Raw genomic sequence first — 24,016 nt, forward strand, 5'->3', positions numbered from 1 at the left:
ATGTGAATTAGTTGTAGCCAGGGTTTGGAGTTAAATTAGGATTGGTCTTCCGGGCATCAGAAGGGATGGGCATCAAGATGGCTGTTGATTTCCATGAAGGTTTGGTAAGTGGTAAAACGTCATCTGCACGTGTTTTAGTAGCATCACCACTTACACTTTTCCATCTTTTCAGGTCAAACCAGCGATGCCCCCACTCTGTAAACAATTCTACCCTGCGCTCTTGTTCAACCCGCAACATACCTGCAGGTATGGATGCAATTGAAGGCAATGGGGTACTAAATCCTGCACGGCTACGGATCACATCAAGATCTTGTTTACCTAAGTCTAGTTTATTCAGTTGTATCCTTGCTTCAGCACGGATCAGATAGGCCTCAGCATACCGTAAAACCATAGAATACTCTGTTATCGGGCCCGGGTTAGTCCTTATTTTATATTTATAAGGATAGGTATGGGTTAAAGGAGGTGTCGCCGTAGTGGTATAGCTACCTGTCCAGTTTGTCCTGCGCAGATCTCCTGGTTCAAATGCATCAACAAGGCCACCAGCACCTTTTGTTAAACGGTAGTACGCTACAGGGGCAGTAATACTGGCAGGTGTCATGGTAAAACCTTCCCAGGTATTTCTGCTTCCGCCATTGTTCACCACCTGTAGTTGCCATATTGCTTCTGGGCTGTTTGCTAAAAAGGTTTTATTCATGTTAGCTCCCTGTAGCAACTGGTAATTAGGGTTACTGATGACTTCTGCTGCTTCTATCTCCGCCTGTACGTTATTCCCTGTATACAAGTAGGCACGCGCAAGCAACAAGGTGGCAGCCCCTTTTGTAGGACGTGTCCTTTCTCCTGTGGATGGATAATTGATAGCTAATAGATTTTTTGCATCGATAAGATCCGCAATAATAGACTTATAAACCTCTGCAGCAGGTGTTCTAGATAAATTGGTATTTTTCTGAACGTCCGTATCCAAAATCAACGGAACATCCCCAAAAGTATTTACAAGATAAAAATGGAAAAATGCACGCATAAACTTGGCTTCGCCCAGTAATTGATTTTTAACTTGAGGACTTAAAGTTTGAGAAGCGGTTACACCCTCAATAACAGCATTGGCCCTGTAATTATAAGCGTAAGGCTCAGACCACAGTTGCCCTACAAAACGATTGGTAGACAACACATTATTGTTTTTGAATTCCTCAAATTCCGCTGTTGATGTCAGGGCATAAGTAAACTCATCTGAGCCCATCCCTCCCATAAACATTGTCAATAAATTAGCATAGAAATAATTATAAGAATTCATATCTGAATAAATGCCCACCATTGCTGATGTCGCAGTTTTATCATTCACAAACAGACTTTCAGAAGAAAGTTCTGTTCTCGGTGGATCTATGTCCACAAATTTTTTGCAGGATACACTCAGACTAAGCAAAGCAACCAAGGGGATATATATAATAGCTTTCATTATTTTAAGAATTAAGAAGTTAAAAAGATAGTTGTAGCCCAGCTGTATAAATACTCAAAGGAGGCATAGCCAACCCTTTAGTCTCGGGGTCAAAACCATCATAATTAGTTATGGTAAACAAATTCTGTCCCTGAGCAAATACCGTCAGGTTACCAACATGAAGGCGTTTTGCAAGTGAACCCAGGCTATAACGCAAAGCCACATTTTTTAACCGGATAAAGGAAGCGTCCTTCCAATTGGCACTCGATAATCTCCACTGACTATAGGAAACATAAGCATCACCACTTGCACTCGCCGTTGCCTTTGGAATATCGGTTTGCCTGTTGTCCGGGGTCCATCTGTCAAGTGCGCTGACATCTTTATTCACCATAAAACCATAAGGCACAGATAAATAACCATAATTTAATGACGGGCCTTCCTGTTTTACAAACTGGAAAAAGAAATCAAGACTCCAGTTCTTATAACTAAACTTATTCATAATCCCACCATAAAATTTAGGTGTGGTTGTACCCAGAAAGGTAAAATCGCTTATATCATCAATGTCCTGGTCATTATTTAGGTCTTTAATTTTAGCCAGTCCTGTTTGAGGATCAATTCCGTCAAAAATATATCCTGTAGTCACATCAATAGGCTGACCTATAAAGTATCTGCTGGCCAGAGCGGTATTTTCTAATCCTGGATACTTTAAAAGCTTATTTTTTGCTATAGTAAGATTAAAGGAAGTATTCCATTTAAAGTTCTTTTCATTGACATTTACGGTATTTAATTCCAATTCAAAACCTTTATTTTCCAGCTCTGCCGGAAGATTGGCTACATAGTCCTCAAAACCAGATTGTGGTGATAAAGGATAACTGATCAGCATATTTCCAGATTTGTTGCGGTAGTAGCTGGCAGTCATTAAAATCCTGTCTTTCAGGAATCCAAGCTCAAGTCCTACTTCAAATTTATGGTTTACTTCCCACTGGTATGTCGGAATTGAAAAACGGCTTGGGCTTAGCGTTGGGCTTCCTGCATAAGGAAAACTTGATGCCCCCCAGCCATCATAATATTCATAATCACCGATCTGGTCATTACCAACTGTTCCATAACTGCCCCTCAATTTACCATAACTTAAAAAACCCAGGTTATCTTTAATGAATGATTCATTTGCAAACAACCAGGCCACACCTATAGCCCCAAAGTTCCCGAACCTTCTATCAGGTCCAAAACGGGAAGATCCATCACGTCTGAAAGTTCCATTTACAATATACTTTTCATCCAGATTGTAGGTGGCACGTCCAAATATAGAGGTATACTTATAGTCGGTATAATTATAATTCCTCGATTCTAACTTAACAGCAACATTAGGGTTTTTTAACTGTTCGTCACTCGGGTAGCCAGATCCCAGAAGGTTCAATCCTTCGTTAATGCTGGATTGAAAGGTACCCCCCAATAATAAATTTAAAGTCCCTTTTCCTATTTTACGGACATAGTCCAGCTGTGGCTCTACAATATAAGAGTTCAATTCACTATTCCCATAATAGGCCTCACTTTCGGTGTAATTTAAGGGGTTAGAAGAAATCTCAGGAACAGTCTGTGTCTGTTTTAAGGTCATACGGTTATAACCTAAACTTACCTGAGCACTTAAACCATTAAAAATGTTATATTTTGCCAGAACATTTCCAAAAAGGTTATTGGTTTGCGACTCATAATCCCTTTCAAAAAGAGCCATTGGATTTTGTGTATTCCCTACCCAGTAATATTTACCATCAGGTCCATATACTGGAAAGTTTGGCGAAAGATTATAATATTGCGTGAGATCCGTAATAAAAGATTTGTTCAGGTCTGCCGTATATTTTAATGAAGTGCTGAGGTTAAACTTATTATCTGCCGACTTGTGGTTCATACTCAGGTTAACCGCACCGCGCTGATAGTTTTGATCACCAGGTGTAACATTACCTTCACGACGGTAGGTACCACTCACCAGGAAATTAGTCAGATCCGATCCTCCTGACAAAGAAAGTTGAGCTTCTGTAAATTTTGAAGTCCCACCCATTAACGTTTTCTGCCAATCGTTGTCAAGATTCTGATCCCACTTTTTAAGGTCGGGTATGCTTTCATCTGTTACAGCTATTCCATCATTTGCAATAGCTTCTTTACGTAAAGCAAGATATTGCTGGGTATTCAGCATTTCAATTTTATGATTTACAAAAGCAGCGCCGCTATACACTTTGGCATCAACGGCAGTTTTCCCACTCTTACCTTTTTTGGTACTGATCAAAATCACTCCATTTGCGCCCCTTGATCCATATATTGCGGTAGCATCTGCATCTTTTAAAATATCTATTCGTTCTATATCAGCAGGATTAATACTGTTTAACGGACTATTATTGCCATTTGCTCCCCTAAACTGATCTATTGGTTCGGAGATAAATGGAATTCCATCTACAATATATAAAGGACTGTTACCAGCAAGGATAGAATTGGTACCTCTTAAACGTACATTATAACTTGAGCCCGGATAACCAGTCGTTCCTGTAATATCCAAACCAGCAACCCGGCCCTGCAGGGCTGCAAGCGGATCGGAAACAGGCTGACTAGCGATATCTTTAGCTGTAATTGATGATACAGAACCTGTATTCAATCTTTTGGTGGTCGTTCCATAACCTATCACAACGACATCATCCAGCGTGCCTACATCGGGCTTTAAAGAAACATTCGTAGCGCGGCCGTTTTTAACCGTTGCCTCTGTAGTCACATAACCTAGATAACTGAATACAAGGATGGCATTTTCATCAGGTACCTGTATAACATATCTACCTGCATTACTTGTAGTAACCCCCTTATTTGTACCCTTGATCTTTACCGATACGCCCGGCAAGGGAAGCTTGTACTCATCGGTTACCAAACCGTTGATATAAATGTCCTGTCTAGCGGCACTTGATGCAACTGCCACTTCCTTAAAAATAATAATGCTGTTGTTTAGCTGCTTATAATTTAATCCTGTACCTTTTAACAGCTCATCCAGTGTGCTCTTCACAGAACGGGTCTCTCCGCTGATATTTAAATTTTTAAAGGTCGCAATCAGCTCATTCCGATACGCAAACCTGAAATCTGTTTGCTTTTCTATCTGTGAAAAAGCGCTGCGAAGTGTCCCCTTGTTCATCCCGACAGAGACTTTTACGTCGGCAAGGGTTTGGGCAGATCCGGTGGAGGCGGTCAGGCTGCCGACTGCAAATAAAAGGATCATCAATAGGACCGCGTTCACTTTCATAAAAAATTTTAATTTTTTAATATTAAACGGTGAATAAAATGCCGGAACACACCGGCTTGCAAAACGAGTAGAATTGTAATACATTGCGTTGGTTTTAGTTTGAACTGATACATGAATTGAGACCATCCGCAAGCTCCGGTTGCACCCGGAGTTTGCTTCTTTTGATCTGAGCGTGGAATATTAAGGAGAAGCTTTATTGTTCATTTTTATTTGTTTAGGTTTTTTATTATGTTAACATCCTGGCCCCTCAATCGTCACTATATTATTTTCTAATGTAAGTCTAGCCCCGGTAATGTCCGCCACTACATTCAGTACCTGGTTAATATCGTTCCTGTTTAAAAAAGCAGCAGTAAACCTGCAGGTTTTTACCTTTTCATTATTAAAGCGAACCTTCACCCCATATCGTTCTGTGATCATCTGCGCAGCTTCCATCAACGTAATGTCGTCCATGATCAGGTCCTGTTTCTTCCATTCCAGCACCACCTCAGCGTTCACTTTTGCTTTTACAGGTTCTGGCAACCTTGCACTCCAGGCCAGCTGCTGGTCGGGCGTCAGTATGGCCAGTGTCCTATCTTCATCCTCCACTTTTACCTTTCCGCGGGTCACCGTTACGGTAACAGCCTTACTGGCCTGATAGGCACTAATGTTAAAAGCAGTACCCAATACTGTAGTTTTAATTTTACCGGTATGGATCACAAAGGGATGTTTCGCATCATGTTTAATGTCAAAATAAGCTTCCCCGATCAAACGTACCTCACGCAATGCTTTGCCTTCAAATGAATCGGCATACTCCAGATAACTGTCATAGTTCAACTGTACCGAACTGCCATCAGGTAATTTGATCCATTTGTGTGTCGTGTCTTTCCGGGCTTGTACCGATGAACTTTTAGCTTCCATGGCATGCGGTACACGCATCTCCGAACGCATTAACCATAAGCCAACGCCTGCAATCAATATAATTGATGCAGCAGCAGTCAGCCATCCCCATAGTTTTTGCCGGGACGGTACGCTTGTGCCAATCGAATAGTTGATCCTTTTAAAAAGCTCCCTTTCATTAATCACCAAATCTGCATGCTCGGAATTTGCAAATTCCTGTTCAGTTTCTTCCAGTGCTGTACGCCATTCCAGTTCATGGCCACCGTTTTTAACCAATTCTTCGACCTGTTTGATCTCAGCCGGACTACAGCGGTTTAAAATGAAGTTTACAAATAATTGTTTGATGGGATTTTCCAATTTTTCTTACCTGTTTATATATATTACAATTAACAGGATGGGTACATGTACGTCAGTAAAAAATAAATATCCTTTTTTTTTGAAAAATTAGCTTCGGTAAAACAAAAGCAACAATAAAGCGCCATTACGGACCATAAAATCTTTAATCGTTTTCAATGCTTTTACCATCTGGCTGTTTACGGTACTGTCTTTTATGCCCAGTTTCTCTGCCGCCTGTTTATAAGAATAACCATAATTACGGCAAAGATCGTAAATAAGGCGCCGCTGTGGAGGAAGCTGCGCAATTGCTTTTCCAATAAATTCACCTGTTTGCCTTCTTTCAGTATATTGCAAACCATCTTCACTCTGGTCCAGTGCGTGTCCAAACAGTTCATCCGAGATCCATGTCTCCCTTGAAGCCTGTTTAAGAATATTTAACGCCAGGTTTCTTGCAATGGTAAAAAGAAAACCCTGAACCGAACGGTCGGTCCTCACTGATGCCGCATGCTCCCATAACTTTACAAAAGTATCCTGTGTAACATCCTCAGCAAGTACAGGCGATTTAAGAATGCCAAGGGCATAAGCATAGATCTTCTTAACATACAAGTTATACAGCTGCGAAAATGCTGCCCTGTCCTGTTGCTTAAGTTTCTCTAATAATTCTATTTCCCCTATGGTAGACAACCGCATACTCTACAAATCTAGTAGATTTTATTTATAAACTCAACTGATTCGATTATTAATGCGGAAGTTACATAATTTTAACAGGAATTTAAAATGTCACGACAGCCTAAACCCCACAGAAAGCATACCGAAATATGCTGCAAGGAAATAAATTCATAGCTTTGCACATATACTGACATACAAAAAAAGCTGAATATGACTTACCTGGAAAAACTGAACGAAATACGCCGTCAAATGAAGGCCGACAATGTACAGGCTTATATCATCCCATCTGCCGACCCGCATATCAGCGAATATTTACCCAGGCGTTACAAATGTATACCTTTCGCGTCAGGTTTTAGTGGTTCGGCGGGAGCGCTGGTCATTACCCAGGACACTGCAGGTCTATGGACCGACTTTCGTTATTTTGAACAGGCTGCAGATGAATTAAAAGGAAGTGGCTTTGAGCTCATGAAACAAAAGGTACAGCATGCCCCTGAATACATCCAATGGCTAACTGAAAAATTCGATAAAGGTGCAACGGTTGCTGCTGATGATAAATTGTTATCGGTATTGCTGGGCGAAATGCTTACCCAGAAACTATCCGTTAAAGGAATAAGTCTGAGCAACAAAGACTATTTAAGCCCAATCTGGAAAAACAGGCCTGAATTGCCTTCGGAAAAGGCTTTTTTAATCGAAGAGCAGTATACAGGTCAGTCTGTACGGACCAAACTTGAGCAGTTAAGGGCAGCCATGCAGCAACAGGCTGCAGGATACCACCTCATTTCCTCTCTTGACGATCTGGCCTGGTTATTCAATATCCGTGGTAAAGATGTAAACTATAACCCTGTAGTCCTGAGCTTTGCACTCATCAGTCAGGACTATGCTACGCTATATATCGATGTAGATAAACTGAGTTCAGCAGAAAAAGAAACCTTGTTAAAGAGCGGGGTGGAAGTACTGCCTTACGGAGAAATTGAACAGGCCATCACACATATTCCGGCCGACAGCAACATCCTTATCGATCCAAAACGCAATTGTTTTGCTTTCTATAAACTGGTCCCTTCAACTGTAAGGATCATAAAAGATACCAACCCTACCACCAACTTAAAGGCGGTTAAAAACGAAACTGAGCTTTCCAATACCAGAGCAGCAATGCTTAAGGATGGCCTGGCCATTACCCGTTTTTTAAAATGGCTTTCCGAAAATATAGGTAAAACAACCATTACAGAACTTTCTGCCGCAGCCGAACTCCGCAAGTTCAGACTGGAGCAGCCAGGCTTTATTGGCGATAGTTTTAATACCATCAGTGCCTATAAAGCACATGCTGCACTGCCTCACTATGGGGCATCGGAAGAAAGCAATGCAGCGGTTAAAGCTGAGGGCCTGTTCCTTGTGGATTCCGGTGGTCAGTATTATTATGGAACTACCGACATTACCCGTACCATTCCAATGGGAAACAATACTGAAGAGGAAAGTACAGACTATACCTTGGTGCTCAAAGGGATGATCGATGGCTGTAAAGCTCGTTTTCCTAAAGGTACCTGTGGCTACCAGATTGACGCCATCACCCGCAAGCCTCTATGGGATTATGCCATTAATTATGGTCATGGCACCGGCCACGGGGTAGGCTATTTCCTCAATGTCCACGAAGGTCCGCAGGTATTTAACCCAACAGCCAATCCGGTCCCTGTTGAACCCGGGATGATCACTTCTGTAGAACCTGGAGTATACCGCCCCGGCAAACACGGCATACGTATTGAAAACCTGGTCAATACCATTAGGGATGTCAGCAATGAATTCAATGAATTTTACGCCTTTGAATGCCTTACCATTGCACCCATCAGCACTAAAATTGTAAAAAAAGACCTGCTGGAAGCAGCACAGCTAGCATGGCTGAACAATTATAACGCTATGGTTTTTGAAAAACTAGGTCCTTTATTAACTCCTGATGAAGCGGCCTGGTTAAAAGAAGAAACCAAAGCCATATAATTTAGATAGATCTATCTAAATGCACATAGCCTCCATCTACATACACCAATTGTCCGGTTGTATGGCTGGAGGCTTCAGATAATAAAAATACCGTTGCATTTGCAATCTCTTCCGCTGTCGTCATTCTTTGTCCAAAAGGGATCCTGGCTTTAATCGAAGCCAGTTTCTCCTCAGCATTCGGAATTGAATTGATCCAGGTCTGGTACAAAGGTGTATAACATTCTGCAACAATAACCGCATTTACGCGAATCTCATAAGGCAGTAGCTCTAAGGCCCATTCGCGTGTTAAAGCATTTCTGGCCCCATTAGAGGCCGCATAAGCAGAAGTCCCACCTTGCCCGGTATCCGCCACCTTTGAACCGATATTCACAATTGCACCTTTTGAAGCCTTTAATGCGGGCAAGGCATGATGTGCCATCAGATAATAGTGGATCACATTCTTGTGCAGGCTGTCTACAAAACGTTCATAACTACCACTCTCCAGCCCCACACCGTCATTTACACCTGCATTATTTACCAATCCGTCAATCCGGCCAAATTTCTCCAAAACAATTTCAACTGCTTTTGCTGCTGCCGCAGGATTGGTCAGCTCGGCACTTACCTGAAAAACCTGTCCGCCATTTGCACTGATATCCTTGGCAAGTCTCAGGTTATCCTGTTCGTTTCTTCCAACAATAACGGGAATAGCCCCTTCTTTAGCCAGTACCCTTACAATACCTTCTCCAATACCTTTTGCGCCACCGGTAACAATGACCACTTTATCTTTTAATTGCAAATCCATCGATTGCTGTATTTTATAGATTATAGAATTTTGTTGCATTACCACCCCAGAACATACTTTGTTCATCGGCAGATAATTTTAAAGTATACTGTTCCATTATACCAAGTACCCGCTGGTAAGCCGCTGCCACCAGACAAACCGGCCAGTCAGATCCATACATTAGCCTTGCCGGTCCGAAAGCTTCAAAAACAACGTCCAGATAAGGTTCAAAATCTTCCGGTTTCCAATGTTGCCAGTCGGCCTCAGTTACCATTCCCGAGACTTTGCAGTAGACATTTTCATACTTGGCCAAAGCAACAATATCCTTTTTCCAATCCCCGGTATTTCCGTTTTTAATGTCTGGCTTTGCCATATGGTCCAGCACAAAGGGCTGGTCCGGAAACCTTGAAACCAGTTCAGCAGCGTATCTTAGCTGATCCGGAAAAATCAGGATATCATAGGTATAACCAAACGGTCTGAGCTTACCTATGCCGTTTGAAAATTCCGGCCTCAGCATTAGTGCACGGTCTTGTTCACCTTGTAAAATATGCCTGAAACCCTTTAACTTATCGTATTCCTGTAGAACCGAAAGCTGCACTTCAATATCCGGGGCCTGCAAATCAACCCAACCTACAACACCTTTCACAAAGTCATTCTCAGCTGCATTTTTAAGCTGAAAAAGATTTTCGGCTGCCGACTGGTCCGACTGTACAACAACACTCCCGTCAAAATGATGCTGCTGAAGTAAGGGTAATAGCTGTTCAGGCTTAAAATCTGCCCTCAACACCGCCATATCCTCGGTGATCCAGCTGTCCCTTAACGTATCATATATCCAGAAATGCTGATGGGCATCAATTTTTAACATAATTCTTCACCTGCTGTTTAGAACTGCCCAGACCCTCAATGCCCAGCTCAACCACATCACCATCTTTAAGGTATACCGGCGGGTTAAAACCCAGTCCAACACCTGCAGGGGTTCCTGTCGAGATCACGTCACCTGGTAAAAGCGTCATAAACTGGCTCACATAAGCCACTACAAAAGGTACATTGAATATAAAATTAGAAGTATTGCCGTCCTGCATTTTTTTATCGTTAACGGTAAGCCAAAGTCTGAGGTTGTCTACATCGGCAATTTCATCCTTTGTAGCCAGGAACGGGCCAAGCGGCGCAAAAGTATCACAGCCTTTTCCTTTGTCCCAGGTACCGTTTCTTTCTATCTGAAACTCACGTTCCGAAACATCATTGTGCAATACATAACCCGCCACATAATTCAGGGCATCTGCCTCTTCTACATACGATGCTTTTTTTCCTATAACTACTGCTAGTTCTACTTCCCAGTCGGTTTTAACCGAATTTTTAGGGATCACAATGTCATCAAAAGGGCCAACCAATGCAGTAGTCGATTTCATAAATATAACCGGCTCCGGTGGTATAGGCGCACCTGTTTCCTTTGCATGATCTGCATAGTTCAATCCGATACATACAATCTTTGAAGGACGCGCTATCGGCGAGCCTAATCTGCTTCCTGCAGGTACAACCGGTAATTTACCTTCATTTGCCTTCACAAATGCCGCAAGACGTTCCAGTCCCTTATCCTTAAAGAATCTCTCGTTATAATCCTCACCAAAAGCTGAAGTATCGTACCAGGTATCGTTTAAAATTACACCGGTCTTTTCCAGATCGGCAGCTCCCCATCTAATTAATTTCATTTTTTTCTTTTTTTCCTGAAAGATAATAATTGTTTGTTATCCCAACTTAATTATTCAATTTAATAAAGCCTCCATCCAGCGGATAGTCGTTACCCGTTACAAAACCCGCTTCGTCAGAACATAGGTAAAGGGCCAGTGAAGCAACTTCTTCTGGTTTTCCCATTCTACCTATAGGCTGACTTTTAGATAGTTTTTCAAATATTTCTGCTTCCTGCCCGGCATAGTTTTTGGCAATAAAGCCGTCTACAAATGGGGTATGTATCCTTGCCGGTGATATGCTGTTACACCGGATGCCATCTGCCATGTAATCTTTGGCAACCGACAGGGTCATCGCATAAACAGCACCTTTACTCATAGAATAGGCAAAACGGTCTGCCAAACCCACCAATGCCCCTATAGAAGCCATATTGAGCACTACACCCGCACCTTTTTGCTTCATAACAGGAATGGCAGCATACAGGCAATTGTAGGCTCCCTTAACATTTACATCAAATACCTTTGTAAACTCGGCTTCTGTAGTCGTATCCGCCCTTCCAATATGGGCAATACCGGCATTATTTACCAGGATATCTATATTACCGATCTGATGAAATACCTCAACAACATCCGATTGCCGGCTCACGTCACAACCATACGCAAAAGCCTGCCCTCCTGCGGCCTTTATTTCATTAACGGCCTGTAAAGCTGCAGCTGCATTTAATTCCACTATGTGTACATCTGCCCCTTGTTTTGCAAAAAGCACGGATATGGCCTTGCCTATCCCACTTCCTCCTCCGGTAACAATCGCTGATTTTCCTTTTAAACTAAACATTTTTAATAATTATAATGAAACTCCTCTTTTCCATGGAATAAAATCATCCTGGTTCAACTGTACTGCCTTTGGAATGATCTCTCCACTGGCGGCTTTTATGCAATATTCCAGAATTTCTGCACCCATTTCCTCTATCGTCTTCTCGCCCCTGATAATGGCACCGGTATCAATGTCAATGATATCACTCATCCTTGTGGCCAATGCAGTATTTGTCGCTACTTTAATAACCGGACAAACCGGATTTCCGGTTGGTGTACCCAATCCTGTTGTAAATAAAATCAGTGTGGCCCCACTTGCAGCCTTTCCCGTAGTCGCCTCTACATCATTACCCGGTGTACAGACCAAACTTAAACCTGGCCTGCTTACTGGTTCTGTATAATCCAGTACATCCACCACAGGTGATGTTCCTGCTTTTTTAGCAGCCCCCGTACTTTTTATCGCATCCGTGATCAGTCCGTCTTTAATGTTACCGGGCGAGGGGTTCATGTGGAAACCCGAGCCCACAGCATGCGCCTGTGCATCGTATTCCTGCATCAACCTGATAAATTTTTCTGCCGTGGGTTCATTCACACACCTGTCAATTATATTTTGTTCTGCTCCGCAAAGCTCCGGGAATTCCGCCAATAAAACTTTTGCACCTAAAGCTACTAATAAATCAGAGGTATAACCAACAGCCGGATTGGCCGATATCCCACTAAAGCCATCACTGCCACCGCACTTAACCCCCACACATAATTTACTTAACGGAGCTGGCTTTCTCTCGTTTTTATCAATCTCTGTCAACCCCAGAAATGTTTTCAGTATAGCTGATTTGATCAATTGCTCTTCGCTCTGGCTTTGCTGTTGTTCAAATATCAGTACCGGTTTATCAAACAATGGATTTCTCTGTTTAACATCATTCAACAGATCCTGCGTCTGCAGATGCTGGCAACCCAAACTCAAAACAGTTATTCCAGCAACATTGGGATGATCTGCATAAGCAGCAAGCAGTTGGCTCAGCAAGGCCGAATCCTGCCTGGTCCCACCACAACCACCCTGATGGTTCAGGAATTTAATGCCGTCAACATTTTTAAATACCCGCTTTTTAAGGGGCTCTGCAGGCACAAGTTCATCCAATTTAAATGAGCTCAGCTCTTGTCCCGACCGGTAAGCATCCAGCAAAGCTTCTGTAAACTGTTTGTATTTATCCGTCACTGTATAACCCAGTGTATTGTACAAAGCTTCCTTGATCACATCCAGGTTCCTGTTCTCACAAAAAACTGTAGGTACAAAAAGCCAGTAATTGGCTGTGCCAACCCTTCCATCGGGCCGGTGGTATCCATTAAAAGTCTTATCCTTAAATTTCGTGACATCCGGCACCTGCCATTCATAATCCACCTTCCGGTAAGCATAGTCCTGTGAGGCATGGTGTACATTGCCTGTAGTCATTAAACCGCCCTGCGGAATAAAAGCAGTGGCCTTTCCAACAAGTACACCATACATTAAAACCTCAGCACCAACAGCAAGATCGGTTATAAAGAACTTATGTTTGGCACGTATATCATCCTTTAAAGTGATCACCTCACCCTTCCATGTTATGATTTGTCCTTTAGGCAAATCCTGTAAAGCCACCAGCACATTATCATCCGGGTGGATCTGCAAAAAACTTTTTATTGTATTCGTCGACATCAGGCCTTTAACTCAAATATTTTATCCATCATTATCCATTTCTCTCCGGGCCTGGCACCCGGTACTGCTTGCTGGTATTTCCACATTAAGGTTTCCCAGGCCTGCACCTTTTCATTTCCGGCGTCCATCTCAGCTTTTTTATCAAAACTAAAACTGTCATTTACCTCCATGATCATAAACAGGCGGGTACCTGCACGGTAAATTTCCATATCCTCAATACCGGCCACAGTAATGCTATCTATAATCTCCGGCCATACCTTACGGTGCATCTCCTCATACTCGGCAATAAGCCCCTCATCCGCAATCAGGTCCAGTGTCAGACAATATCTTTTATTCATATTTTACACTTTTAATAACTTTATGGCCCTTTAAACCAAACATAAACACCACTACAAAACAAATTAAAGGCACAATGTATCCGGTCTGAATGTTATGCGTCACATCGCTGATATAGCCCATAGCAGGTGGCAAAACAGCACCGCCCACGATAGACATGATGATCAGACTGCTGCCCAGCTTGGTATCACTCCCCAGGTCTTTGATCCCCAGCGAGAAAATGGTCGGAAACATGATCGACATGAAAAATGCGATGCCGATCACAGTGAACAGTGCCAGCGTACCTCCCGCGGTAATCGCAACAATACACAACAGCACATTGATCAGTGAATAGATTGTCAGCAGCAATTCAGCCTTAACAAACTTCATCAGAAATGTACCTAATACCCTCCCCAGCAGAAATGCCAGTCCCACACCACCGGCATAATCTCCGGCCGACTTTTGACTGATCCCTGCAACGTCGGTAGCATAAAGGATGAAAAAACTAAATACACAAACCTGCGCACCTACATAAAAAAATTGCGCAGCAACCGCCCAGGATAAATGTTTGTGGCGCAAAGCATGCAATATCCCTGTCTTTTCAGCTTTAATATCCTCTTCTTCCTTGATCTCCGGAAGTTTCAGGAAAAGAAATATCACAGCGATAACCAGGATAATGCTTCCTAAAATCAGATAAGGTGTCTTTACAGAAGAAGCCTCCGACGCCAGGGCCAGCTGCTTTGCCGATTCCGTCATCGTACTTAATTCTTCGTCCGAAAGTCCTTTGATTAAAATTACACGCACCCCAATAATTGGCGCCATTGCTGCTGCAAGCCCGTTAAAAGTCTGTGCAAAATTTAAACGGAAAGTGGCCGTTTCCGGCGGCCCCAGCAACGAAGCATAAGGATTAGCAGCCGTTTCCAATATCGTAAGGCCACAGGCGATGATAAACAATGCGCCCAAAAAGAACACATACAACTGTGTATTGGCCGCAGGAATAAATAAGAATGAGCCTAAGGCAAAAAAAGCAAGCCCGATAATGATGCCCTTCTTATATCCATATTTCTTTAAAAGGAAGCCTGCTGGTAAGGCCATCACAAAATAGGCTATAAATACCGCAGAATCTACCAGCGAGGCCTGTAAAGTACTCAGGCTAAATGAACGCTTTAAGTGTGGGATCAGCACCGGGTCCAGGTTATGTACAAAACCCCACATAAAGAACAATGAGGTGATCATGATAAAAGGAAAGAGGTATTTATTTTTCGACATCCGGTTTAAATATTTGGTTATTCAAAGGACGGGAATTCTGGCTTTAATTATTTTATGATATTATCATATCATTAAACGATTTTAGCATATAAAGGGGTAAAAATAACCGTTCTCTTCTGCGGAAGAGAACACTCACTTTGTCACTTTATCATTTTAAGCAAATACGCGCCATAACCACTCTTCACTAAAGGCTCCGAAATCTTTTTCAGCTGTTGTTTATCAATAAATCCCATCCTGTACGCAACCTCTTCAATACAACCGATCTTCAGCCCCTGCCGCTCCTCAATTACCTGCACAAACTGGCCCGCCTGCATCAGCGATGCAAAAGTTCCGGTATCCAGCCAGGCTGTTCCGCGGCTCAGTACCCCTACCTTCAGTTTACCCTGCTCCAGGTATACTTTGTTGACATCTGTAATCTCATATTCCCCCCTCGGTGATGGTTTGATGTTCCTCGCAATCTCTACCACACTGTTATCGTAAAAATACAATCCCGGAACCGCATAGTCAGATTTTGGCTGAACAGGCTTCTCTTCAATAGAAATAGCCGTATTCTCGTCATTGAACTCCACTACACCATAACGTTCCGGATCAGAAACCCGGTAGGCGAATACAACGCCCCCATCGGGGTCTGCGCTAGCCTGCAACAGTTTCGACATGCCGTCTCCGTAAAATATATTGTCACCCAGTACCAGGGCTACTTTATCCTTACCAATAAAATCCGCACCAATTACAAAAGCTTGTGCCAGTCCATTTGGCTGTTCCTGTACAGCATAAGAGAATTTGCAGCCCAAACGGTCCCCATCACCCAATAGTTTTTCGAAATTTGGAAGATCATGTGGGGTAGAAATGATCAGGATTTCTCTTATACCCGCCAGCATCAGGATAGACAAAGGGTAATAGATCATTGGTTTATCATAAACAGGCATCATCTGCTTGCTCATCACCAGGGTAAGGGGGTGAAGCCTGGTTCCGCTTCCACCTGCTAAAATTATTCCTTTCAATTTATAAATGTTTGAGGTTAATATTCAATCAACTTTTATCGCTCTTTTCCGAAGATACAGTATTTTCCAATTCCTCAAACCATTCAGCACCGTATTTTCTGATCAGCGGACCTTTTAAAAACTGATATACAGGAACTTTCAGCTCCCTGCCAAACGAGCAGGCATCGTGGCATATGTGCCACCTGTCGTAATTCAGCACTTCAAATTCAGGGTAGCGGGTAAGCCTGATTGGGTAAAGGTGACAGGAAATCGGTTTTTGCCAGTCCACCAGCCCCTGTTCATAGCCTTTTTCTATCCCACATTTGGTAATGCCGTTTTCAAAGGTCACATAGGCACATTCTTTATTTCCATCCACACAAGGCGTGGTCAGATCTCCATCCGCATCTACCACCGAAGTCCCCTGTTGCTCAATGGCAGCAATACCCTTAGGCTCCAGTAAATGCTTAATTTTCGGATATACCTCGGCCAAAATAGCGGTCTCTGCAACATCCAGCGGCGCACCCGCATCCCCCTCTACACAACAAATACCTTTGCACTTATTGAGGTTACACACAAAACTCTCCTTTATCAGGTCTTCATGTACCAGTGTATTTTGTACTTCTATCATTATCTTTTTCAGCTGCCATTGCAGCTCTTTTTATTTAACTATCGCTAAAGGGTACTTTAACCCATCTGCCGATTTAATTTCCATAGTTACCGAGCCCACTATGATCTCTACCTGGGCCTTTACAGGAACCCTGTTCCCATCATCTGTAATCCAGAGGTACAGCTTGCTGTCCTTCCTGAAAACACGGCCGGGCTTTATAGAAGGACTAAATTTCAAACATTTGATCTTACCCATTTTGGTCTTCACCACTTCACGCCCTACAAACTGGATTTCAAGCTGGCTGATCTCATCACCCAGAAAATAATTCAGCTTTACATTATCTCCTATCTTCATTTTCGAGATGTCCAGACTCCGCGCAAAGTAATAGGCCGAGACCAGGTCAAAAGTTTGTGTGTTTGGCGTATTAAAGGTGCCCTGTGTTGCCACCACTTTTTTACCCTCCTGGTTAAACCTCGCCTTGTCCTGTCTCCTGTATCCTCCTTCACGTATATTCTCCTGATAGAAGTACGGCTTTAAATTGTCCTTATCTATATAGGAATCGTAATGGTCCCTTATTTTATAAAAAATATCAAAAGTTCCTGATGTCTCACCGTCCACAACCAGGTTAAAAGTAGGCTTGCCATCAAATTTAAGTGTCGATTCCTTTACCTGTAGCGTTCCTTCAGCAGCAGTGATAAAGCCATATTTTAACTTATATTTCAATACTTCCCCGGCCTGAAAAACAGGCTCCTTTACAAAAGGCAACTCCTGTGCAAATCCACTGAAGCTTAACCATGTAACAGCAATAAACAATAGCGATCTTTTCATAGTTAAGCTCCAAACAAAAAGCAATCCAAATTAATCCTTACGCTTATAAATAGGCACAGTAGAGCAGGGCTCACCATACATTATACTTTTCACCACCGGCGTCAGCAAATTAGTAATCTCCACATATGCGGCCACGGTAACGTCAATATCCGCGCAACCCTTAATCACCACGCGCTCACCCGCAAACGCATTTATATCTATTTTAGACAATGCTTTGGCAAATAAAACTGCTTCCAGCGTTTCCAGGCTGCCAAAAACCACTTCATTGGCATAAGGTTTCATTTTATTGGCCAGTAGCATATAGGCCCAGGTAGGCACAATGGCATCTGCACTGCAAATGATGGCCACATTCTTTCCGGTATAGGCCGACCAGTCATGGGTCTTGATAAACTCCCTGAAATCCTTTTCCCTCAACATCAAACCATGAAAAAGGTTATCCTTTATATCGTAAACAATCCTTTCGCCAGGATGAAAATAATCTTCCAGGTTAAGGGTGATCAAACCACTTGCCGCTACTTTATTGACAAAATTTTCCTGAATATCCATATTGTAAATGTTAGGATGCAAAAAAGCCGGAAGTCAAAGGACTTCCGGCTACAAAATTACGTAAAATAAGCTTAATAGAATTTCACCCTATTGTCTTTTATCTTACTTTTATCCTGTAAGGCCTGGAAAGCCGCACCTAAAGCGCGCTGTCCACCTGCCTGCATCATGGCTTCTTTTTGCTTGTAAGTGTTCGCTAAAGGAGCTGGCTGGCTAAAACCATCTACCGTAAAAGCATATACACCCGCTGTACCATCTATAGCTTTTGAAAGTTTTCCAGGTTGGGATCCAAAAACCGAACCTACCAGTTTATTTTCCTGGGCTGCGCCCGGGATAATAGGGTTTGCAAATACGATATTCTCAACAGGTGCTACTGTTTTACCCAGCTTCTGCGCTACCTGGGCCAGATTAGCTGAACCCTGCAAGGCTTTGTTCATTTTTTCAGTCAGCATTTTAGCTTTAACTGCTGTACGTACCATCGGCTCAATTTCTTTCTTCACATCTTCCAGCGAAAGCGTGCCTTTTGGTTTAATATCAGTTACACGGGCCACTACATAAGCATTGTCCATCTGGTAAACCTCTTTCAGTATTTCACCTTTATCAGTTGCGTAAGCATCACGGATCAGCTGACGCGGACTGTCCAGGCCCGGGGCAAAACCCTGTGTAGGGGTAACCCGGTCTGCAACACCAACTGTATACCCTTTTTTCTGGGCCAGTTCAGCAAAATTATTGCTTTTCACCTCATTCAGGAAAGCACTTGCTTTTTTATAAGCTGCATCCCTGGTTTTATTGCTCGAAGCCAGTCCTTTTTCTATATAGGCCAATTTGGCCACTTTTGAAGAGCCAATCTGTTTCTCGATTTTGATCAGGTGCACGCCAAACTGGGAAGTTACCACTTTAAGGTCACCAGCCTTGCCGTTAAATGCCGCATCTTCAAATACAGGTACCATCTGTCCACGGCTAAATGTGCCCAGCTCGCCACCTTTATCCTTAGATCCGTCAATGCTGTATTGTTTAGCTAATGCAGCAAAACTAGCTCCGTTCTGCACCAATGTTTTTAAGGAATCAGCCAGTTTTTTAGCTTTATCTGCACCACCCATTTTAGAAGGATCAAGTAGAATATGGCTTGCTTTTACCGAATCCGGAGAAAAACGCGTATCAATCACCTTGATCAGTTTATAGGAATTTCCAGAAAATCTTGGACCATAATAGCTGCCTGCAGGAAGGTTGAACACTACTGAATCAACAGCAGGATCCAGTTTGCCTTTAGACATATACGCATATGGGACCTTCACATCAGAGTTAACTGCTGCAAACAGGGAATCATTCGCTGCCGTCCGAAAATCAGCCGCAAGTTTATCAACCTGGGTTTTAACTGCCGCCGAATCTTCTTTTGTAGGGCTTACACTGAAAGCCACATATTCAAACGAGCGCGTCTCCGATGGATTTTCAAAACGTTTCTTGTTTTCATTATAGTAATCTGAATAATCAGACTCTGTTGGTTTTACTGTCGCATCCGGCACAGCTGCATAATCCAGCAGGGTATACTTGAAGCTCGCCAGTTTATTACGGTTCTGGTAATCATCATTGGCCTCCAGCGTAGTCACATAAATAGAATTACTGATCAGGTTGGCATATTTTTTCTGAAGTGCCTGCTTTTCAATCTCATTCTGTAAAAGCTCCCATTGCTTCTCTAACTGTGGATTTTTATCCTGTTGTTTTAAGGAAGCCAATACTTCAGCGCGGTTTACTTCTCCCGTCTGAGGGTTGCCAAAATATTGTACAATAAGCGGACTCGGGTTTTTGCCCTGCAGCAGGTCAAACAGCTCATCACTGGATATTGTTAAACCCAAACGGTTATATTCCTTACCTAAAAGAATACTGGCAATTTCACCCTGCCACACATTATCTACGGCCATAGCCTGCATCTGTGCATTGCCGGAACCACCATATTGCTGTTTAAATTGCGCTAAACTCTGGTCTACTTTCGGACCAAACTGATCTATGCTAATTTCTTCACCGTCAACTGACCCTACAACCTTTTGAGATTCAGCCCAGAAAGGCTTACCCACGTTAATTGCATCACCAACTAAAAATGCAACAATTGCAAAACCGATGGCCCCTACCAGGATATAGCCCGCGCGGTTCCGCAAAAATGTCATTAATCCCATAATATACTTATTTATAAATCTTTTTAAGAGGGCGCAAGATACAACTTTTGCGAAAAAAAGAAAATATTAAATTATTCCCCAAAATTTTCCTTTACATAAGTCTCACCATAGCCGCTTCCCGTCTTGTAATAGCTAAAATCCTGGGGTGCGCTAAAATTTTCCGCATTGGCAAAAGAGCCGTCAGGCTGTGTTACAACCCCTTTCGGAGAAAAAAACATCTGTTTATTCTGGTCCCAGATCAGCTCTTCCGTATTAAAAGTCAGGTTCTCGTTTACCACTATTACATTTCTTTTAAAGATCGTCAGCTTCTCCGTATCTTTTATGATCGCATAATCAGAGGTTATTGAACCCTTAACTTTCAGGGAGTCATTCAGGAACTCGATCTTCACACCTTTGGGCATTTCCTGCAAAATTGCCCCGCTCGACGGCGTGATCTTATCCAGCACCGGAGCAAAGCCTTTTGCCTTCACCTTTGCAGAATCACTGTATATGATCTCTACGCCGGTAGTCCTGGTGGTATCTAAACTGATTTTTCTGGAAAGAGTTGCCGCTTTTTTCAGGTCATCCTCCCCACATGAGCTCAGTGAAAGCTGAGCCATGCAAAGTATAACCAAACTTAAAATTATACCCCTGCTTTTCATTAGTATAATATATCTCTCTTTTACTGGCTATGAATTGCCGCAAATGCTAGTCGAATTTAAATCTTCTGAACCAGGTATCGTTAAGGGTAAACCCTAAATGAATGTTAATGTAGTTTTCTTGTACCAGCCCGCTGTTGAGCGTTCCCCTTCTTCCAATCTCAGAGGTCAGGTTGATCTTATGAAAAGCAAACCTGTTGAAAGCCAGCGGAAGTCCCAGACCAAATGTAACAGCCATTTGCTTTACATCCTGGTCCGCAATCTTGATATAGGTCTTGTCATAAGTAAAACCAACCCTGTAATCTACACGGTTAAAGTAACTGCCAATAGAAGTCATATCAGGGGTAAGTTGTGCCCCACCAGAGAATCCCCAGCTGTCTTCCAAACCCTTGTTTACACCATCAATGCTCAGTTTAGACCAATTGCCCATCCTGTAATCGGCACCGATCAGCCATTTATTGTCTTTTTGTATCGAAATCCCAAAATTATGTACCAATGGCAGTTTCAGCTTCGCAGAGTTGTTTTGGTTAAAGGTCGGCGTATCCAGTGCTGTCCCTTCATCTCCTGTACTCTGTCTCACATAACGCGTAACCACAAAGGTCTTCTGTGAATTGATACTTGAAGGAGAAGAACCTGAATAACCAATGGTAATGCGGCTCTTTAAGCTCAAAGGGATCTCGTATTGGGCCCCGTAAGAAAAGCCAATACCACCCACACTGTTTTTATCCTGTTGTTTCGTATTTACGGAAGCTACGCTCTGCAATTCTAAAGCCCGGTTTTCCACAAGGTTCCCGAAAATATATTCAATATTGGCCCCAATCCTGAAATGGTCACCAAACTGCTGTCCCAAACCAAAATAAGCCTTAGTTAAACCTCCTTCTCCGGAATACAGCTTATTCACCGTGTTCGTATCCAGTTTTTCTGTATTGCTGAACTCATAACCCAATTCGGTATAGGGCATTAAACCAAAACTTAAACCAGTACGGCCCGCTTTAATCGGAAAGGCAAGGGCTACATGGCTTAAAGTTGCATTGAAGCTTCCTTCAGACAGGCTTCCTTTTTTTAATTCCTTAAAACCACCACTCATGCCGATATCTACCGTAGTAAGGGTAATTCCCGAATAAGAAGCAGGGTTTTGCATATTGATCGTACTGTAATAGGTACTGGGCCTGAAAACCGCTGTAGAGATTCCACCCATTGCCCTGAACTGGGGCAGTAGCAAACCTTTCATATTGCCCAATCCATACCTGGAATATGGAGATTGTGAAGTCACCTGTGCTTTAAGGCTAACACTGGCCAGTAAGATCATTACCGCTACTATATAATTAATTTTTTTGTACATATTCAAATGCAATAACTTCATTTAATCCTTTTAATACCAAATACGGATCGTGTATAATTTGAGGCGCAAAGATGCTGTTTTTTAATTGTTCTAGCAAAAAAGCAGCATCACCACCTGTTAACAGTACCGTCAGGCCTTTATTTTCTTTATTATAAGCAGATATAAACCCCTCCACTTCATTAACTATCCCTTGCAAAACACCATTCTTAATTGCCGAAACGGTATCCGAACCAAGCGGTATCTCTATATTTTCCCTGTTCCAGGTTACCAGTGGTAACCGGCCCGTAAAATGATGCAGCGCTTTAAAACGCATGGCCACACCTAAGCTGATGCTTCCCCCCGAGTATTCACTTTCACTGTTCAGCAGATCGTAGGTAATACAGGTCCCGGCATCTATCATCAAACAGTTTTTCCCTGCATAACAGCTATTCGCTGCAATAACTTTGGCCCAACGGTCCAAACCCAGTGTAGACAGGCTCCGGTAATTGTTTTTAATCCCCGTATTGATATTTGTAGAGAAAGGAATGTAATTTGTATTTGATGTTAAAACACTGATTACTTCCTGTAAATCTTCAGCAACACTGGAAACAGTTGAATTGAGCACCCCGTACCGGGTTATTAATTTTACAAGATCAGCCGGAACAATCTGCTTAAGAACCTGGTAGTCTACTAACGTTTTTTCTTTAAAAACAGCCAGCTTACTATTTGTATTCCCAATATCTATAACCAGGTTATGCATTAACTACTCCAGACTTCATTGCACAAAGCTATCAATCTTTAGCTAGTTTCAAGGTCTCAAATTGTTAAAAAAAGTTAAACAAACAAAAAGTACTGAATGGCAAAAACCAGGATGAGGAATAAGCTTTCATAAAACCATCTCTTTTTGGCATTTGAAAAATAATAAGCCAGCAAAACTGCTCCCGGTGGCACACACAGCAGAAAATGGTACAGTCGGAAGTCTGGCTTCGTATAAAAGCTGACAATACTTACCATAAACATAAAGAACAGCATCTGAAAGGCTTTTCGGGTACTGATAAAGCTCCTGAAGAAGTTCTCACGCAATTGCAGTACCGCCAGTACCATCATCACCAGAACTGGTACAAGAACCAGGTAATCGTTATAATTGATCTTAAAAACCGAAGGGAATTTATTGCCCAGCGGTAACCAGATCTTGTAGAACATAGACAGGCTGTCGTTCCAGTAATAGAATACGCCAACAAAAAAGAAAATGGTCAGAAAGCCAACCAGGCCCGACACCCATTCCCTCCAGTCAAAACTCCTGTACAGCAACAGGGTAAGCCAGATCATCACCAGCATCACAATAAAAGGAAAATAGATCAGTGTCCCCAATGCAATGATCATCCCAATATCAAACATGATCATGATCGCATTTGGCGATTTACCGATCTTCAGGAATTTGTCCATCATCCAGATCAGCAAAAAATTACAGATCAGGGTGGGGCTCAGCACCAAAAAAGGCATAAATAAGCTGGCACCTGTTACATACATCAATGCCGGTAAAAACCCTGGTTTATTCAGTAGCCCATGGTTATTGATCACCCGGTTAAACAGCACAGCCTGCACATAAACAATAATCCCTGCAAAAAAAACATTGGCCGCCGGAGAAAAAAAGCCCTGTACCGGTATCTGAATAAAAAACTTGGTATACGATTCTAAAAACTCAAAATTAAGCTGAGCAGGAAGCTCCGCAAATATAGCCATCCGCAAAAAAAATGTATATGCGAACAGAATGAGCAGGTTTATCGGGTTTAAATTTCTAAATTGATTGATCATGCCTAAGGCAA

General features: G+C 42.5%; 21 protein-coding genes. 1 reads left to right on the forward strand and 20 read right to left on the reverse strand.

Annotation, left to right across the window (positions count from 1 at the left end; genetic code table 11):
- Nucleotides 1-7: 7 nt before the first annotated feature.
- The 4 genes from PHEP_RS20000 to PHEP_RS20015 form a co-directional block, all read right to left on the reverse strand.
- Nucleotides 8-1,450 carry a RagB/SusD family nutrient uptake outer membrane protein gene (locus PHEP_RS20000; protein ID WP_015809809.1) on the reverse strand — a complete coding sequence of 481 codons (1,443 nt, stop codon included), beginning with the start codon at nucleotides 1,448-1,450 and terminating at the stop codon, nucleotides 8-10.
- A gap of 19 nt (nucleotides 1,451-1,469) precedes the next feature.
- A complete protein-coding gene (locus PHEP_RS20005) occupies nucleotides 1,470-4,703 on the reverse strand; it encodes a TonB-dependent receptor (RefSeq protein ID WP_238326518.1) in 3,234 nt (1,077 codons plus the stop codon).
- Between the two features lie 231 nt (nucleotides 4,704-4,934).
- Nucleotides 4,935-5,936, reverse strand: a complete 1,002-nt coding sequence (locus PHEP_RS20010; protein ID WP_015809811.1) for a FecR family protein — start codon at nucleotides 5,934-5,936, stop codon at nucleotides 4,935-4,937.
- 87 nt (nucleotides 5,937-6,023) lie between these two features.
- Nucleotides 6,024-6,605 carry an RNA polymerase sigma factor gene (locus tag PHEP_RS20015; RefSeq protein WP_015809812.1) on the reverse strand — a complete coding sequence of 194 codons (582 nt, stop codon included), beginning with the start codon at nucleotides 6,603-6,605 and terminating at the stop codon, nucleotides 6,024-6,026.
- 189 nt (nucleotides 6,606-6,794) lie between these two features.
- On the opposite strand from PHEP_RS20015, the gene PHEP_RS20020 reads away from it, so the two are divergent.
- Nucleotides 6,795-8,570, forward strand: coding sequence for an aminopeptidase P family protein (locus tag PHEP_RS20020; protein WP_015809813.1), 1,776 nt, complete (start codon nucleotides 6,795-6,797; stop codon nucleotides 8,568-8,570).
- A 1-nt stretch (nucleotide 8,571) separates the two neighbouring features.
- Here PHEP_RS20020 and PHEP_RS20025 read toward each other — a convergent pair whose 3' ends face one another.
- The 16 genes from PHEP_RS20025 to PHEP_RS20100 all read right to left on the reverse strand — a co-directional run bounded on the left by PHEP_RS20025 (nucleotide 8,572) and on the right by PHEP_RS20100 (nucleotide 24,005).
- Nucleotides 8,572-9,351, reverse strand: a complete 780-nt coding sequence (locus PHEP_RS20025) for an SDR family oxidoreductase (protein ID WP_015809814.1) — start codon at nucleotides 9,349-9,351, stop codon at nucleotides 8,572-8,574.
- Nucleotides 9,352-9,364: 13 nt separating this feature from the next.
- Nucleotides 9,365-10,195 carry an amidohydrolase family protein gene (locus tag PHEP_RS20030; RefSeq protein ID WP_015809815.1) on the reverse strand — a complete coding sequence of 277 codons (831 nt, stop codon included), beginning with the start codon at nucleotides 10,193-10,195 and terminating at the stop codon, nucleotides 9,365-9,367.
- Nucleotides 10,182-11,039 carry a fumarylacetoacetate hydrolase family protein gene (locus PHEP_RS20035; protein WP_015809816.1) on the reverse strand — a complete coding sequence of 286 codons (858 nt, stop codon included), beginning with the start codon at nucleotides 11,037-11,039 and terminating at the stop codon, nucleotides 10,182-10,184. The genes PHEP_RS20030 and PHEP_RS20035 overlap by 14 nt, the downstream gene beginning before the upstream one ends.
- Before the next feature lie 46 nt (nucleotides 11,040-11,085).
- On the reverse strand, nucleotides 11,086-11,850 hold the full coding sequence (locus tag PHEP_RS20040) for an SDR family NAD(P)-dependent oxidoreductase (RefSeq protein WP_015809817.1): 765 nt from the start codon (nucleotides 11,848-11,850) through the stop codon (nucleotides 11,086-11,088).
- A gap of 9 nt (nucleotides 11,851-11,859) precedes the next feature.
- Nucleotides 11,860-13,518 carry a UxaA family hydrolase gene (locus PHEP_RS20045; protein ID WP_015809818.1) on the reverse strand — a complete coding sequence of 553 codons (1,659 nt, stop codon included), beginning with the start codon at nucleotides 13,516-13,518 and terminating at the stop codon, nucleotides 11,860-11,862.
- Nucleotides 13,518-13,856 carry an L-rhamnose mutarotase gene (locus PHEP_RS20050; protein WP_015809819.1) on the reverse strand — a complete coding sequence of 113 codons (339 nt, stop codon included), beginning with the start codon at nucleotides 13,854-13,856 and terminating at the stop codon, nucleotides 13,518-13,520. The genes PHEP_RS20045 and PHEP_RS20050 overlap by 1 nt, the downstream gene beginning before the upstream one ends.
- Nucleotides 13,849-15,102, reverse strand: a complete 1,254-nt coding sequence (fucP, locus tag PHEP_RS20055; RefSeq protein ID WP_015809820.1) for an L-fucose:H+ symporter permease — start codon at nucleotides 15,100-15,102, stop codon at nucleotides 13,849-13,851. Before fucP ends, PHEP_RS20050 begins: the two co-directional genes overlap by 8 nt.
- Before the next feature lie 140 nt (nucleotides 15,103-15,242).
- Nucleotides 15,243-16,103, reverse strand: coding sequence for a glucose-1-phosphate thymidylyltransferase RfbA (rfbA, locus tag PHEP_RS20060; protein WP_015809821.1), 861 nt, complete (start codon nucleotides 16,101-16,103; stop codon nucleotides 15,243-15,245).
- A gap of 28 nt (nucleotides 16,104-16,131) precedes the next feature.
- A complete protein-coding gene (locus PHEP_RS20065; protein ID WP_015809822.1) occupies nucleotides 16,132-16,710 on the reverse strand; it encodes a DUF3109 family protein in 579 nt (192 codons plus the stop codon).
- Nucleotides 16,711-16,740: 30 nt separating this feature from the next.
- Entirely contained in the window at nucleotides 16,741-17,517 is a 777-nt protein-coding gene (locus PHEP_RS20070) for a DUF3108 domain-containing protein (RefSeq protein WP_015809823.1), read from the reverse strand.
- Between the two features lie 30 nt (nucleotides 17,518-17,547).
- Nucleotides 17,548-18,063 carry a DUF2480 family protein gene (locus PHEP_RS20075; protein ID WP_015809824.1) on the reverse strand — a complete coding sequence of 172 codons (516 nt, stop codon included), beginning with the start codon at nucleotides 18,061-18,063 and terminating at the stop codon, nucleotides 17,548-17,550.
- 71 nt (nucleotides 18,064-18,134) lie between these two features.
- Nucleotides 18,135-20,231, reverse strand: coding sequence for a peptidylprolyl isomerase (locus PHEP_RS20080; protein ID WP_015809825.1), 2,097 nt, complete (start codon nucleotides 20,229-20,231; stop codon nucleotides 18,135-18,137).
- A gap of 71 nt (nucleotides 20,232-20,302) precedes the next feature.
- A complete protein-coding gene (locus PHEP_RS20085) occupies nucleotides 20,303-20,830 on the reverse strand; it encodes an LptA/OstA family protein (RefSeq protein WP_015809826.1) in 528 nt (175 codons plus the stop codon).
- Between the two features lie 88 nt (nucleotides 20,831-20,918).
- Nucleotides 20,919-22,232, reverse strand: a complete 1,314-nt coding sequence (gene bamG, locus PHEP_RS20090) for a BamG family beta-barrel-assembly machinery protein (RefSeq protein WP_238326519.1) — start codon at nucleotides 22,230-22,232, stop codon at nucleotides 20,919-20,921.
- Nucleotides 22,195-22,950 carry a type III pantothenate kinase gene (locus tag PHEP_RS20095; RefSeq protein WP_015809828.1) on the reverse strand — a complete coding sequence of 252 codons (756 nt, stop codon included), beginning with the start codon at nucleotides 22,948-22,950 and terminating at the stop codon, nucleotides 22,195-22,197. The genes bamG and PHEP_RS20095 overlap by 38 nt, the downstream gene beginning before the upstream one ends.
- Nucleotides 22,951-23,024: 74 nt before the next feature.
- A complete protein-coding gene (locus tag PHEP_RS20100) occupies nucleotides 23,025-24,005 on the reverse strand; it encodes a DUF6427 family protein (protein ID WP_015809829.1) in 981 nt (326 codons plus the stop codon).
- Between the last annotated feature and the right edge of the window lie 11 nt (nucleotides 24,006-24,016).

Source organism: Pedobacter heparinus DSM 2366 (assembly GCF_000023825.1).
In the GTDB taxonomy this organism is placed as follows: Bacteria; Bacteroidota; Bacteroidia; order Sphingobacteriales; family Sphingobacteriaceae; genus Pedobacter; species Pedobacter heparinus.